Consider the following 13,986-nt stretch of genomic DNA (forward strand, 5'->3'; position numbering starts at 1 on the left):
GGCCCTGCTGACGGAGCCTCACCGGCGGGGTCAGCTCCTCGGCGCGAGGCACACCAGACTCTCGTCGGTGCCGATGAGCAGGGAGCCGGAGCCGGTGACGGCGACCGCCCGGACCGGGGGGCCCGGACGGAACGACAGCGTCCGGCCTCCCTCGGGGCGATGGAGGGCGACGAGTCCGTCGGCCCAGGCCACGGCGACCAGCGGACCGTGCGGGGTCTGGGTCGCGTGCAGGGAGACCACCGGCGAGGCGCGTTCGGTGAGGGGTTCGGGGCGCGGATCGCGGCCCGGGGTCCACATCCGGACCGTCCCGTCGGTGCCGCCGGAACAGACGAACGGGGTCTCGGAGTCGACCGCCGAGACCGCCGTGACCCGGCCGCTGTGCGAGGCCGCCTGGTGCAGGCCCGTCAGGCCGAAGGCGTGCACGGAGCCGAGCCGGTCCCCCACCACCACCGAGCCCGCGATGGCCGCGAGGGCCGTCCCGGGATGGCGGGCCAGGGTCGTGGAGACCGCCTCGGTGAGGCGATCCAGGTACGGGGCGCGGGGCGCCGCCCCCCGGACGGTGTGGAGCCGGCCCCGGTCGTCCAGGAGGAGCACCGTGCCGTCGGGGGCGGGCGCGAGCGCGGTGATCCGGCCGGGCACGGTGTGGGCGAGGCGCCCGGCGGGGCTCGCGTCGGCCTCGTGGAGCAGGCGCACGGTGCCGGTGCGGTCACCGACGAGCAGCGTGCCCTCCAAGGGCCCGCCGGCCGCGCCGAGGACGGTGACCGGACCCGGCCAGGGCGGGGTCAGATCGCCGCGGTGACGGGCCCAGCGGAGCCGCCAGGGAGAGGCGGCCGCCAACTCGGCCAGGGCGGGGCGCAGTCGGGGGTCGGCGCCGTCGCCGAGGGCGGCGAGCAGGACCGAAGCCCGGTCGGCAGGCGTCTGTTCACGGCAGAGCGACTGTCCGGCCCGCATCCAGGCGGCCCGCAGCCCGCCGTGGTCCTCGGCGGCGTTCTCGCCGGGGCGGGAGGGGGGCTCGGGGCCGTCGAGGGTGCCCGGGAGTCCGGCGGCGGCGGAACCGGTGACGTACGCCGTGGTGACGAGCAGCGGGTCCGCCGTGCAGACGGCCACCGGGTCGGAGAGGTCCGGCTGCGGCCGGCCCCGCTCGTGGGCGGGGCCGTCGGCGGGGTCGGCGTCGCCGTCGAGGTCCACGACGGTCACCCTGCGGTCGGTGCGCAGGGCGTCGGGGGCGTGGGTGCCGCTGCGGGCCTCGACGACGAGACGGATCCGGCCGACACCGGCGAGTTCGGCGATCAGCTCGGTGAGCGCGGCGGGTTCGGCCGCGTCGTGCAGGTCGGTGAGGAGGAGGACGGTACGGCCGGCGGGCCGGGCCTCGCTGGTGGCGAGGGCGTGCACGAGGTCACCGGGCGCCCTGGCCACCACGCCGAGGCGGTCGGCGATCGTCCAGGTCGCGCCGAGGGCGCTCTGGCCCGCGAGCGGCACGAGCACCCGGGCCGCGCGGCGGCGCGGCCGGCCGGCGCGCGCGTACGTGGCGAGCCAGCCGAGCAGGGCCGTCTTGCCGCTGCCGGGGGCGCCGGTGACGAGGCAGAGCCGGGGCGCGTCCGGATCGGTGAGCCAGCCGAGCAGGGCCGTGGCCCCGGCTTCCGTGCCGGTGGCGGGTCGGCGTCCGTCCCATGCCGGGGACGGGGTCGCGGACGGCATGGGACACCTCACGGGCGACGCGGTGCGGGCGGCTGACGTCAACGACCTTAGTGGTCCGGGGCCCTGGGAGGGACCTTGTCGATCAGGCCGGATCAGGGAGCGGCCCGATGCGGAGGCTCCAGGGAGTCTCTTGTCGATCAGGCCGGATCAGGGACCGGCGTCGAGGTGCGGCACCGGGCGTCGCGAGCCCGGCCCGGTGGACAGGACGCCCTCTAGCCGTCCGAGCCCGTGAAGTGCTCCCGTACCAGCGCCTCGACGACGGTCAGGTCCTGGGCGATCAGGGCGTCCAGCAGGGCCGTGTGCTCGGCGGCGTCGGCGACGAGTACACCGTGGCGCAGGGCGGGGGCGCTGAGCAGGGGCCACTGGGAGCGGCGGTGGAGGTCGTCGGCGACGGCGAGCAGCTGCTCGTTCCCCGCGAGGGAGAGGACGGCGCGGTGGAAGGCCCGGTCCGCCTCCGCGTAGTGGGCGCGGTCGCCCCGGGCGGCGGCGGCCGACGTGGCCTCGGCGAGCGGGCGGAGTCCGGCCCAGCGGGCGGCCGGGACCGTGCGGGCGAGCCGCAGCATGACGGGGACCTCGATGAGCGCCCGGACCTCGGCGAGTTCGGCGAGCTCCCGGGGGGTGCGTTCGGTGACGCGGAAGCCGCGGTTGGGCACGACCTCGACGGCGCCTTCGACGGCGAGGCGCTGCATGGCCTCACGGACGGGGGTGGCCGAGACGCCGAAGCGCTCACCGAGGGCGGGGGCGGAGTACACCTCGCCGGGGACGAGCTCGCCGTCGACGAGGGCGGCGCGGAGGGCGTCGAGGATCTGGCCGCGGACGGAGTGCCGCACGACACGGGGGGCGGGGAGGCCGACGGCTTCCGGTTCACCGTGGGTGTGCTCCCCCCGGGCGTACACCCCCTGCCGCCCGCCGCGGGCCTGCTCCGGGACACGGGAGGCGTCGGCGCGGCCGGGGTCGCCGGCACGTCCGCCTTCCGTACATTCCGCGCCCGCGCGGCCGGGGTCGACGCGAGGCGGGGACGGTCTCTCCGTCGCCCGCTCGCGCGCTGCGCCCTGCTCCACCCGGGTCCTCCTGCGGCCTCGTGCCGGGCCCGGCTCGCATCGCCGGGGTCCTCTGTGCACCATAGGCGAACGGACCGGCATCAGGGGTGTGAGGGCTGCCTCGCTGGTGAGGGGCGTGGACCGGTGGTGAGAGGTGACACCGAATCGGGTAAGGTAAGGCTAACCTGCCAACGCTCGCGATTCGGTGGTCCGCATGACCGTCCCCGCCCTGTTGCCCGCCCCTCCGGCCTCGCCCGTCGCGGCCGCCTACGCGCGCCTCGCCGAGGTCTTCCCCCATCTGCGGATAGAGGAACCCGCCCCGGGTGAGCGGCTGCCGCGCGGTGCCGGCTGGGTCGGCGCGGAGGAACTCGCGGCCGGCGGCCCCGATCTCGACGCCTTCCTCGCCTGGGACAACGCGCAGGTGCTGCGCGACTACGGCACCCAGGCCCGCCCCGACGTCGTCGCCAGCTTCGGACTGCACCGGTACGCCTGGCCCGCCTGCCTGCTCGTCACCGTCCCCTGGTTCCTGGAGCGCAGGGTCCCCCGCCTCCCCGCCCGGAACGTCTCGTTCCAGCGCGCGCTCGGCCGGCTCGCCGTACGGGTGGAGGAGTTCGCCTGCCTGCCCGGCGACCCGGCCGCCGCGCTGCCGGGCGCCCGGGTCGTCGCCGACGAGGACGCGCTGCGGGCCGAGGTGCGCGCCTCGCTCGCCGAGCACTTCGAGGCGATCCTCGACGGCTTCGGCTCCCGGATGAGGCGCGGCCGCCGGGCGCTGTGGGGGATGGCGACGGACGAGATCGTCGAGGGCCTCTGGTACGTCGGGACGCTGCTCGGCGAGGAGCGGCGGGCGATGGAGGAGCTCGACCTCCTCATGCCGGGCACGGCCAAGCCGTACAAGCCGTACGCGGGCGCGGCGGGCTTCCGCGAGCTGCCGGGTTCCGAGGGGCCGGACGGGGAGCCGCGCGCCACCCGCGACCGGGCCACGTGCTGCTTCTTCTACACGCTGCGGCCCGACGACACCTGCATCACCTGCCCGCGTACCTGCGATGCCGAGCGGGTCCGCCGACTGGCCGCGACCGCCTGAGGCTCCCGGGTGATCACACCACCCGGACGGGTGGCGTGAATCGAACTCAAAATTCCTTATCGGTAAGGGTGTTCGACCAGATCGCCCCTATTCGTATGTCCCATCGCCCCGATGGCGTGCTCTTGCTCCGAAACCCCTTGAGCGCCCCGCGGGGTCGGCCAGTATGGCGGCCAAACGCCCTACTGCGATGCAAGGGACACCGCATGAGACTGACCGACATATCGCTGGACTGGCTGCTTCCGGGCGGCGTGATGGTGGCCGGAGTCCTGACGGCGGTGGCGGTGCTCGCGCGCGGGAAGCGCGCCGGTGACCAGGCCGCGGCCGAGGACTCCTGGGAACGCAGCGAGGAGCGCCGCAGACGCAAGGAAGCCGTGTACGGCACCGCTTCCTACGTCCTCCTCTTCTGCTGTGCCGCGGTCGCCGCGGCGCTCTCCTTCCACGGCCTCGTCGGCTTCGGCCGGCAGAACCTCAGCCTCACCGGAGGCTGGGAGTACCTGGTGCCCTTCGGCCTCGACGGCGCCGCCATGTTCTGCTCGGTGCTCGCGGTCCGCGAGGCCAGCCACGGCGACGCGGCCCTCGGCTCGCGTCTGCTCGTCTGGCTGTTCGCGGGCGCGGCCGCCTGGTTCAACTGGGTGCACGCCCCGCGCGGCCTGGGCCACGACGGTGCCCCGCAGTTCTTCGCGGGCATGTCCCTCTCGGCGGCGGTCCTCTTCGACCGGGCCCTCAAGCAGACCCGCAGGGCCGCGCTGCGCGAGCAGGGCCTGGTGCCCCGCCCGCTGCCGCAGATCCGGATCGTCCGGTGGCTGAGGGCGCCCCGGGAGACCTTCGCCGCCTGGTCGCTGATGCTGCTGGAGGGCGTACGGACTCTGGACGAGGCCGTCGACGAGGTACGTGAGGACCGACGGGAGAAGGAGCAGAACCGCATCCGCAGGCGCGACCAGGTCAAGCTCGACCGGGCGCGGCTCAAGGCGATCAACCGCCAGCACCGGGCCTTCGGGCTCGGCAGGGGCGGCGGGCGGCAGGTCGAGATGGCCGCGCTCGGCGCCACACCCGGGGCCGGAGCGGGCCCGGGTCCGGGATCCGGCACCGGCCCGGGTTCCGGTTCCGCCTCGGCGTCCGTGCAGGCCGCCGTCGCGGAACCCGCCATAGCGGACCCGGGACAACTGCCTCTTCGGCCCCGGCCCTCCCTCCAAGCCGTCAGGGGTCGTGACCTCCACACGAGCGACTCCCGGACGGTGGACCTCACGGCGGAGGACGACACCCAGACGCTGCCCCGTCTCGACTCCCTGGAGCGCAAGCTCAAGGAGATGGAGCAGCAGTTCGGCTGAGCACCACCGTCCACCGCACGACGGCGGGGCCGCCTCTCAGGCGGCCCCGCCGTTCAGTTCGAACCACACCACCTTGCCCACCTCCTGGTCCTCCACCCCCCAGGAGTCGGCCAGGGCCTCGACGAGGACGAGCCCCCTGCCGTGCGTACCGTCGTCGGCGGGCGGTACGAGCGGCGGGGCGATCCCGGGGACGAAGTCGCGGACCTCGACCCGTAACTGCTCGGGCACGACCGTCGCGGTGACGACGGCCCCGTGCTCGGTGTGGATCAGGGCGTTCGTCACCAGTTCGCTGGTGAGCAGCTCCGCCACGTCGGCGGCGCCCGGTCCGCCCCACCTCCGCAGCAGTTCGCGCAAGGCGTGGCGCACCTCCGGCACCGCGGTGAGATCCGCGCATCCCACCTTTCTGAGCAACTGAGTCGGCTGTCGTGCCTCCCCGGCCATATCCCCCCACCCACAGGTCGCGTCGAACAGGCTCACGGGGATGCATGCCCTGCCGAAACGCCCGCATTCCTTCAGGGCCGGGGCACGTTGCGCAGGTTGGAGCGGGCCATCTGGACCATCCGGCCCACTCCCCCGTCCAGGACGATCTTGCTGGCGGAGAGGGCGAAGCCGGTCACCATGTCGGCGCGGATCTTCGGCGGGATGGACAGCGCGTTGGGATCGGTGACGACGTCCACGAGCGCCGGGCCCTTGTGCTTGAAGGCGTCCTTGAGGGCGCTCGCCAGCTGTTTGGGCTTCTCGACGCGGACGCCGTAGGCGCCGGCGGCGCGGGCGATGGCCGCGAAGTCCGGGTTCTTGTTCGTCGTTCCGTACGAAGGGAGTCCGGCGACCAGCATCTCCAGTTCGACCATGCCGAGCGCGGAGTTGTTGAAGACGATCACCTTCACGGGCAGGTCGTACTGCACGAGGGTGAGGAAGTCGCCCATCAGCATGGAGAATCCGCCGTCGCCGGAGAGCGAGACGACCTGGCGGCCGAGGTCGGTGAACTGCGCGCCGATGGCCTGGGGCAGGGCGTTCGCCATCGAGCCGTGACTGAAGGAGCCGATGATCCTGCGCCGCCCGTTGGGGCTGAGGTAGCGGGCCGCCCACACGTTGCACATGCCGGTGTCGACCGTGAACACGGCGTCGGGGTCGGCCAGTTCGTCGATGACGGAGGCGACGTACTCGGGGTGGATGGGGACGTGCTTCTCGACCTTGCGGGTGTAGGCCTTGATGACTCCTTCGAGGGCGTCGGCGTGCTTCTTGAGCATCTTGTCGAGGAAGCGCCGGTCGCTCTTGGCCCGGATCCGCGGGGTCACGCAGCGCAGGGTCTCGCGGACGTCGCCCCACACGGCGAGGTCGAGCCGGGAGCGGCGGCCGAGGTGCTCGGGCCGGACGTCCACCTGCACGATCTTCACGTCGTCGGGGAGGAACGCGTTGTACGGGAAGTCGGTGCCCAGCAGGATCAGCAGATCGCACTCGTGGGTGGCCTCGTAGGCGGCGCCGTACCCGAGGAGGCCGCTCATCCCGACGTCGTACGGGTTGTCGTACTGGATCCATTCCTTGCCGCGCAGGGCGTGGCCGACGGGGGCCTTGAGCCGTTCGGCGAACTGCATCACCTCGGCGTGCGCCCCGGCCGTGCCGCTGCCGCAGAAGAGCGTCACCCGGTCGGCCTCGTCGATCATCCGGACGAGGGCGTCGATCTCGGCGTCCCCCGGACGGACGGTCGGCCGGGTGGTCACGAGGGCCGTCCCCAGCGCCTTCTCCGGGGCCGGCTGGGAGGCGATGTCGCCGGGCAGCGAGACCACGCTGACGCCCCGGCGGCCGACGGCGTGCTGGATCGCCGTGTGGAGCAGCCGGGGCATCTGCTGCGGGTTGGAGATGAGTTCGCTGTAGTGGCTGCACTCGCGGAACAGCTGGTCGGGGTGGGTCTCCTGGAAGTAGCCCAGGCCGATCTCGCTGGACGGGATCTGCGAGGCGAGGGCCAGGACGGGGGCCATCGAGCGGTGGGCGTCGTACAACCCGTTGATCAGGTGCAGGTTGCCCGGTCCGCAGGAGCCCGCGCAGGCGGCGAGGCTGCCGGTGATCTGCGCCTCGGCGCCGGCGGCGAAGGCCGCGACCTCCTCGTGCCGCACCTGGATCCAGTCGATGCCCCGGGTACGGCGGATCGCGTCGACGACGGGGTTGAGGCTGTCCCCGACGACGCCGTACAGGCGTCGCACGCCCGCGCGCACGAGGATGTCGACGAACTGTTCCGCCACGTTCTGTTTGGCCATGGCTCCATCAACACACGGCCCGGCGGGTTACGCCTCCCAGACGCCCACCCCTGTACGGTCGTCGGCGTAACCGGTCACCCGCAGCTGGGTGTCGGCGAGGAAGGCGGCGAGTCCGGGCGCCTCCGCGTCGGCCCAACGGGCGGCGAGCTCGCGGGCGAGCTCGGGTTCGCCGCGCATCGGCTCGGCGAGGCCGGGCGAGGCGAGGAGCAGGGTGTCACCGGGACGGGCGACGGAGGCCCGGAAGCGGAACGGCTCGGCGGGCGGCGGCACGGGTTCCTCGACGAGCGGCGCGGGAGCGGTGGTGATGCCCAGGTCCATGGTGAGCCGGTCGCCCTCCTCGGTCTCGGAGGCGACGGCCTCCGCGGGCGGGCTCGGGGGCGGCGAGCCGAAGCCGACGACGGGGGCGCCGGTGACGGCGGCCGGCTCGGGCAGGAGCGGTTCGATGTCCTGCCAGGCGCCGTCGCGCAGCCGGAAGAGACCACCGCCGCCGATGCCGAAGAAGACCCGGGTGCGGCAGGCGGGGTCGGCGGGGACGAGCAGGCAGCGGAGGGTCGCGGTGTACTCGTCGGCGGCGAGCCCCCGGTCGGCGGCGCGGGCCCGGAGCTTGCCGTACGTACGGTCGGTGAGCCGGTGCAGTCCGGACTTAAGGTCGCCGCGGCGACCGGTCCTGATGTCCTCGGAGAGCCGGGCGTGGCTGCGGCAGACGGCCTCGGCGATCCAGCGGCAGACGTCGGCGGCGGCGAGGTGGGCGTCCTCGGCGGCGCGGGATCCGGCGGCGACGGCGACGAGGACGAGCGCGGTCTCGTCGTGGCCGAAGCGGGCGGTGAGCAGGGCGTCGCGGCGGGGCTCGCCCCGGTAGCGGGCGGAGTCGCCGCGTACGGAGGCGGCGCGCACGGTGCAGGCGCCGTAGCGGGCGCCGTCGAGGACGGTGTCGGGGACCAGTTCGCCGAGCTCCCCGGGCCGGGCGACGGGCAGGGCGGTCGGCTCGGGCTCGTAGGTGGGCGGGCGGCTGCCGACGAAGCCGGTGCGGGGCCGGGGCACGGAGACCTCGACGGTGAGGTCGGCCTCGGTCTCGGACTCGGCGCCCTGCTCGGCCGCGTCAGGGGCAGCGCCGGGGGGCGGCGGCAGCGGCACGTGGACGGTGGGCGTCTCCACGGGGGGCGGGACGGGTGGCGGCGGTGAGGGGAAGGTGCGGGGTCCGGCCGCCCGCGACTCCCAGGGGGCCCGGCCGTCGGTGACCTCGGCGGGCGCGGGAGGCGTGGGAGGCGCGGGAGGAGCGGGAGGCGCGGGAGGCGTGGGAGGCGTGGAGGCGAGGACCTGACCGGGTGACGGGTCCGGCGGGCCCGTGGTGGCGCGGGTCGCCGCGGCGAAGTGGTCGTCGAGGGTGTCGCCCGAGACCGCCGGGGCCGTGTCCGGCGCCGACTCGTCGTAGAGCTTGTCCCACCAGTTGCTGTCCCCCTGCTGAGTCATGCCCCTATTTTCCACCGCGCACGGCGTCCGAAAACGGGACATCAGGAAAACCGTCGCCGCGAAGGGGTGGTCCGCCGGGCGACCCCACCCCCCACGGGAAGGACGCCCGGCGGACCGGCGTGGTCAGCGCACGTCGTAGGCGCGGACCACGGTCTGGGTGACGGAGTTGCCGTTGGCGTCCGTCAGTTCGGTCTTCAGGGTGACGGGCCTGCCGGTCGCGCCCGTGTGGTTCACGGTCGCGGTCCAGTGACCGCCGTGCTGGGAGACCCGCGCTTCGGTCCAGGTCGTACCCCCGTCGTAGGAGTACGAAAGCTTCGCCGAGGTGAGCGCTGCGGGGGTGTAGCCCGCGTGACCCGTCGCGGTGAGGCCGATGTGCTGGCCGTCGGTCGCGGCGAGGGTCTTGAGTCCGTCCTCCGGAAGATCGTACCGGGGGAAGAGAATCGGGATGCCCTGAGAATAGACGCTCTCGTCAAGCTTGGAGGTGAATTTCCAGATCGAGTTGACGGAAGTGGAGCGGGCCCACACCTTGCTGCCGATCTTCATGGTGTTCTGTTCGAGCGTGTACGTCCCGGCTTCGGCCGGTACCTCGAAGACGCCGAAGGGCCAGGAGTTCTCGCCGAGGAGTTCGCCGTCGCGGCTGAGCCGAACGTTGCCGATGTCGCCGAAGGAGCCGGGTTCCGCGTGGTGGGTGCCGTCGCCCCACATGGCGTTCGCGAAGCCGATGAGGTTGCCCTGCCGTTCGGAGACGAGGACCGGCTCGCCGGTCGTGTCGCGCGGGGCGGTGGGGGCGATGACTCCGTCGTACCAGCGCTCGGTGCGGCGCTCGCCGGGTGTGTAGGCGTGACGGGCGCCGATCATGAGCTCACCGAACGGGAAGCTGCTGTTGACCATCTGGCTCCAGGCGGTGTCACCGGCGGTGTGGTACTCGGTGCGGGTGCCGGGAGCGGGGACGGTCTCGAGGGAGCCGAAGGAGACGGCGACGCCGTTGGGACGGTGGGCGGTGGGGAAGTCGGTGAAGTCGGTGGTGATGCCGGCCGAGCCGTAGGTGGCGTCGGTACGGCCCAACTGGGCGTCGCGGACGCGGTAGTTCCTGTCGTCGCGGAGTGCACGGGTCTCGGGGAACGCGAGGTTGTAGACGTACGGGGTCTTCGCGGTGGCCTGCCAGGCGAGGGTGACCTCGCCCGCCGCCAGCCTGCCCAGGAGCGCGGTCGCCTCCGTGGACGGGACGGAGAGGACCGGCAGGCCGAGGCCGGTGAAGCCTCCGCCCGGGTACCAGCGGCCGGGGGCCGAGTGGTACGCGACGACGGCGACAGCGCCGGCGGCCTTGGCATCGCGTGCGAGGGCGCCCGCGCCGGTGGCGCCGTCGGGCAGCCGGACCAGGGCGACGCGGCCCTGGACGCCGGCGGCCCTCAGCTCCTCCGGGGTGCCGGTGCCCGCGTCGACGAGACGGGCGGAGCCGGTGCCGTCGAGGTTGTCCGAGGCGAGGGAGGCGGTGAGCGGGTGCAGGGTCAGGCCGTCGGTGGTGCGCAGCGAGGTGATCTGCGGGGCGGCGGCGCGCCAGTAGCTGCCGAACTCGAAGTCGCCCTCGTCGGTGGTTCCTTCGACGGAGGCGTAGTAGCCGCGGAGGGTGCGCGGTCCGGCGGCGGTGCCGGCGTGCAGCCAGGTGTCGTCCCAGGAGCGGGCGAACGCGAGGGTGGCGCCGCGCAGTTCGGTGGGCCGGTCGGCGCGCACCGTGAGCCTGTGGGCCTTGCGGGCGTCGAGGGCGACCGTGGTGTCCTTCTTCAGCTCCAGCTGGGGGCGGCCGAGGTAGCTGAGCGAGTCGTTGAGTGTGGCGCCCTCGCCCGCGTCGGGTGTGGTCACGAAGGAGGAGAGGAAGTAGCTGCCGGGGCGCAGGCGGTAGACCTGGTCGGCGGCGCCGTCGTTGAAGCGGCGCTCGCCGCTCGCGTCGTCGGTGCCGATGACGTCGAGGGAGGAGGCGCCCGACGCGGGCCGGCCCAGGCGGTCGATCAGCTTGACGCGGAGGGTGACGGTCTCGGGCTCGACGTGGAGCGAGAACGGGGTGGAGACGTGGACGCCGCCCGTGCCGGTGGCGATCACGCGACCGGTGACGTCGCCGTACTGGGCGCGGTCCAGGTGGGCCGTGGGATCGAGGTGCAGCGGGACCCGGACGGTGGCGCCGGCCGGGACGGTGACGGTGCGCCGGTCGAGCCGCGCCACCGCGCTCCGTATGCGGGAGCCGTCGTTGCCGGTGACCTTCTCGACGGCCAGGTTCAGGGTGACCGGGGCGGCGGAGGTGTTGGTGTACGGGACGGAGACCGTGGTGCGGTCGGTCCGGTCCTGCGGCCAGGCGAAGGTGCCGCCCTGGACGGCGGGCGAGCCGAGGACCGTCTGGTCGATCGCGGCCTTGACGTCGAGGCGGCCGCCGCCGACCTCGCGGACGTCACCGGGGACGGAGCTGTCGGCGGAGGCGACGAGCGCGGACTTGATCTGCCGGCCGGTCCAGTCGGGGTGGCGCTGCTTGACGATGGCGGCGGCGCCCGCGACGTGCGGGGTGGCCATCGACGTACCGGACATCGACCGGTAGGCGTAGACGCCGCGGCCGCCCGCCGCCGCGGCGGAGATGCCGACGCCGGGCGCGGCCAGCTCGGGCTTGAGGGTGTGGTGGACGATCGTCGGGCCGCGGCTGGAGAAGTACGCGGTGGAGTCGTCGCGGTCGGTGGCGCCGACGGTGAGGACGCCGGGGGCGCAGCCGGGCGAGGAGACCGTGTTGAGGGCCGGGCCCGAGTTGCCGGCGGCGACGACGAACAACGTGCCGTCGGTCCGGGCGAGTTCCTCGGCCGCGACGCTCATCGGGTCGGTGCAGTCGGTCGGTACGGAGCTGCCGAGGCTCATCGAGACGACGTCGGCGCCCTGGGCGACGGCCCACTCCATGCCCGCGATGATCCAGGAGGCGGCGCCGGATCCGGAGTCGTCGAGGACCTTGCCGTTGAGGAGGGCGGCGCCGGGCGCGACGCCCTTCTTCCTGCCGTCGCTCGCCGCGCCCGAGCCGCCGACGGTGGAGAGGGTGTGGGTGCCGTGGCCCTGGAAGTCGCCCGTGGTCGGCGAGTCGGTGAAGTTCTGCGAGGCGGTGACGCGGCCCTTGAGGTCGGGGTGCTCGACGTCCGCGCCGGTGTCCAGGACGGCGACCGTGGTGCCCGTGCCGTCGTAGCCGGCGGCCCAGGCCTCGGGGGCGTGGACCTGCCCTGTCGAGCGTTCCAGGGTGGCCTGGACCTTGCGGTCGAGCCAGAGCTTGGTGATGCCGGAGGCGGAGCGGGCCGTGGGGGCGTTCAGCTCGGCCCAGAAGGTGGCGGCCTGCTTCTTCTCCGCCGTGAGCGCGACGCCGTCGACGGCCCTGAGGACCTGGCCGCGGCGGGCGCCGCGGGGGGCGGCGGGGACGGAGCGGGCGAGGTCGGTGCCGTAGACGGCGATGAGCGGGAGCGTGGTGGTGGCGGCGTCGTCGTAGCCCTGGCGGACGAGTCCGGTGACGTTGAAGAGTTCCTCGTCGACGCGGCCGGCGGCGAGCGCGGCGGTGGCGGCCTCGGGGTACACGTACAGGTCCGGGCCGGAGCGGCGGGTCTGGACCAAGGGGACGGTCCCGTCCTCGCGGGGCAGTGCGGTGGCGGCCGGCGCGCCGTCGGCGCCGCGGGTGACCACGACGCGGTCGCCGGTGACCAGGGTCACCGTGGCGGGGCGGTCCCCGGCGCGGGCCTGGGCCTCGCCGCCGACCAGCGGTCGCTTGCCGGCCGTGTCGTCCTGCGGCTCGTTCGCCGCGGACGGCGCGACCGCGGTGACGGCCAGGACGGCGGCTGTCGCCGCCCCCAGGGCCGTACGCGAAATCGGGCGCATCGCTCTCCCCGTCTGATTCCGGAGAACAGGCACAGAACACCCGTCTCCGAAGGCTGTTGATGCTGCGGTGGCGCCACATTGGCAGAGGTGAGGGCGGTGCAGGGATGATGGGGACGGCGGGAATACGCCGTGGCCGTTTCCCGCCAGGTCACCAACGGAACGAATGCCTCCGGTGAATGTCCCGGGAAGATCGGGGACCCTCGCCGGGGGTTCGGCGAGGGGCGGGGCATCCATGCTGGGAGCGATAGGACTCGACGAGCGCCAGGAGTCCGCGTACCGGGCGCTGGTCGCCCTGGGCGCGGCCGAGGTGACGGACCTCGCGCACCGGCTCGCCCTGCCCGAGCGGGACACCGAGCGGACGCTGCGCCGGCTCGAGTCGCAGGGGCTCGCCGCCCAGTCCTCGGCCAGGATCGGCCGGTGGGTGGCGGCGCCGCCGGGGGTGGCGCTCGGCGCCCTGCTGACCCAGCAGCGCCACGAGCTGGAGCAGGCGGAGCTGGCGGCGAAGCTGCTGGCCGAGGAGTACCGGGCGGAGGCGGCGGACGCGGCCGTGCACGACCTGGTGGAGGTGGTGACCGGGGCGAGCGCCGTCACCCACCGCTTCCTCCAGCTCCAGCTGGGCGCGCAGGAGGAGGTCTGCGCCCTGGTGACGGGCAAGCCGGTCGCCGTCTCCGGGATGGAGAACGACGCGGAGGAGCAGGCGGCCGGGCGGGGGGTGCGCTACCGGGTGGTGATCGAGCGTGAGGTGCTCTCGCTCCCCACCGGGCTCCTCGAACTCTCGGCGGCGCTGGGCCGTGAGGAGCGGATCCGGGTCGCGGACCGGGTCCCCACGAAGCTGGTGATCGCCGACGGGACCCTGGCGATGGTGCCGCTGACCGGGCGGGGCGCGGAGCCCGCGGCGCTCGTCGTGCACGCGAGCGGGCTCCTGGAATCGCTGATGGGCCTGTTCGAGTCGGTGTGGCGCGACGCGCTGCCGCTGCGGCTCGGGGCGGGGGCGCAGATCACCGAGGACGAGGCGCCGGGCCCGGACGTGATGGACCTGGAGATCCTGTCGCTGCTGCTCGCCGGGATGACGGACGCGAGCGTGGCCAAGCAGCTGGACCTGGGGCTGCGGACGGTGCAGCGGCGGGTGAAGGGGCTCATGGAGCTGACCGGGGTGACGACGCGGTTGCAGCTGGGCTGGCACGCGTACGAGAAGGGCTGGGTGGCGCGCGGGTGAGGGTGCGCGCGGC

The 13,986-nt window shown here is 74.1% G+C and carries 9 protein-coding genes; 3 read left to right on the plus strand and 6 right to left on the minus strand.

Annotation, left to right across the window (positions count from 1 at the left end):
- Window positions 1–30: 30 nt before the first annotated feature.
- Entirely contained in the window at window positions 31–1,698 is a 1,668-nt protein-coding gene (locus tag AMK29_RS25355) for a WD40 repeat domain-containing protein (protein WP_073817302.1), read from the minus strand.
- A gap of 212 nt (window positions 1,699–1,910) precedes the next feature.
- Window positions 1,911–2,759 carry a GntR family transcriptional regulator gene (locus tag AMK29_RS25360; protein ID WP_073817304.1) on the minus strand — a complete coding sequence of 283 codons (849 nt, stop codon included), beginning with the start codon at window positions 2,757–2,759 and terminating at the stop codon, window positions 1,911–1,913.
- Window positions 2,760–2,952: 193 nt separating this feature from the next.
- Here AMK29_RS25360 and AMK29_RS25365 point away from each other — a divergent pair, with 193 nt between their 5' ends.
- Window positions 2,953–3,819, plus strand: a complete 867-nt coding sequence (locus tag AMK29_RS25365; protein WP_073817851.1) for a (2Fe-2S)-binding protein — start codon at window positions 2,953–2,955, stop codon at window positions 3,817–3,819.
- Between the two features lie 203 nt (window positions 3,820–4,022).
- The gene (locus tag AMK29_RS25370; RefSeq protein ID WP_073817307.1) at window positions 4,023–5,147 is read left to right on the plus strand and encodes a DUF2637 domain-containing protein; all 1,125 of its coding nucleotides are present in this window, start codon (window positions 4,023–4,025) and stop codon (window positions 5,145–5,147) included.
- Between the two features lie 36 nt (window positions 5,148–5,183).
- On the opposite strand, the gene AMK29_RS25375 is transcribed toward AMK29_RS25370, so the two are convergent.
- The 4 genes from AMK29_RS25375 to AMK29_RS25390 all read right to left on the minus strand — a co-directional run bounded on the left by AMK29_RS25375 (window position 5,184) and on the right by AMK29_RS25390 (window position 12,757).
- Entirely contained in the window at window positions 5,184–5,588 is a 405-nt protein-coding gene (locus AMK29_RS25375) for an ATP-binding protein (protein WP_073817309.1), read from the minus strand.
- A 71-nt stretch (window positions 5,589–5,659) separates the two neighbouring features.
- On the minus strand, window positions 5,660–7,402 hold the full coding sequence (locus AMK29_RS25380; protein WP_073817311.1) for a pyruvate dehydrogenase: 1,743 nt from the start codon (window positions 7,400–7,402) through the stop codon (window positions 5,660–5,662).
- 27 nt (window positions 7,403–7,429) lie between these two features.
- Window positions 7,430–8,872: a protein phosphatase 2C domain-containing protein gene (locus AMK29_RS25385; RefSeq protein ID WP_073817313.1), complete on the minus strand. Its 1,443-nt coding sequence runs from the start codon at window positions 8,870–8,872 to the stop codon at window positions 7,430–7,432.
- A 123-nt stretch (window positions 8,873–8,995) separates the two neighbouring features.
- Window positions 8,996–12,757: a S8 family peptidase gene (locus tag AMK29_RS25390; RefSeq protein ID WP_073817316.1), complete on the minus strand. Its 3,762-nt coding sequence runs from the start codon at window positions 12,755–12,757 to the stop codon at window positions 8,996–8,998.
- 232 nt (window positions 12,758–12,989) lie between these two features.
- On the opposite strand from AMK29_RS25390, the gene AMK29_RS25395 reads away from it, so the two are divergent.
- Window positions 12,990–13,973 carry a helix-turn-helix transcriptional regulator gene (locus AMK29_RS25395; RefSeq protein WP_073817319.1) on the plus strand — a complete coding sequence of 328 codons (984 nt, stop codon included), beginning with the start codon at window positions 12,990–12,992 and terminating at the stop codon, window positions 13,971–13,973.
- The last annotated feature ends 13 nt before the right edge of the window (window positions 13,974–13,986 follow it).

The sequence above is a fragment of the Streptomyces sp. CB02261 genome, assembly GCF_001905665.1.
In the GTDB taxonomy this organism is placed as follows: domain Bacteria; phylum Actinomycetota; class Actinomycetes; order Streptomycetales; family Streptomycetaceae; genus Streptomyces.

What these genes read in the sequence shown, in the direction of transcription:
- AMK29_RS25380 (WP_073817311.1), bottom strand. Translation starts at nt 7,402, where the DNA reads ATGGCCAAACAGAACGTGGCGGAACAGTTCGTCGACATCCTCGTGCGC.
- AMK29_RS25395 (WP_073817319.1), top strand. Translation starts at nt 12,990, where the DNA reads ATGCTGGGAGCGATAGGACTCGACGAGCGCCAGGAGTCCGCGTACCGG.
- AMK29_RS25385 (WP_073817313.1), bottom strand. Translation starts at nt 8,872, where the DNA reads ATGACTCAGCAGGGGGACAGCAACTGGTGGGACAAGCTCTACGACGAG.
- AMK29_RS25370 (WP_073817307.1), top strand. Translation starts at nt 4,023, where the DNA reads ATGAGACTGACCGACATATCGCTGGACTGGCTGCTTCCGGGCGGCGTG.
- AMK29_RS25365 (WP_073817851.1), top strand. Translation starts at nt 2,953, where the DNA reads ATGACCGTCCCCGCCCTGTTGCCCGCCCCTCCGGCCTCGCCCGTCGCG.
- AMK29_RS25375 (WP_073817309.1), bottom strand. Translation starts at nt 5,588, where the DNA reads ATGGCCGGGGAGGCACGACAGCCGACTCAGTTGCTCAGAAAGGTGGGA.
- AMK29_RS25355 (WP_073817302.1), bottom strand. Translation starts at nt 1,698, where the DNA reads ATGCCGTCCGCGACCCCGTCCCCGGCATGGGACGGACGCCGACCCGCC.
- AMK29_RS25390 (WP_073817316.1), bottom strand. Translation starts at nt 12,757, where the DNA reads ATGCGCCCGATTTCGCGTACGGCCCTGGGGGCGGCGACAGCCGCCGTC.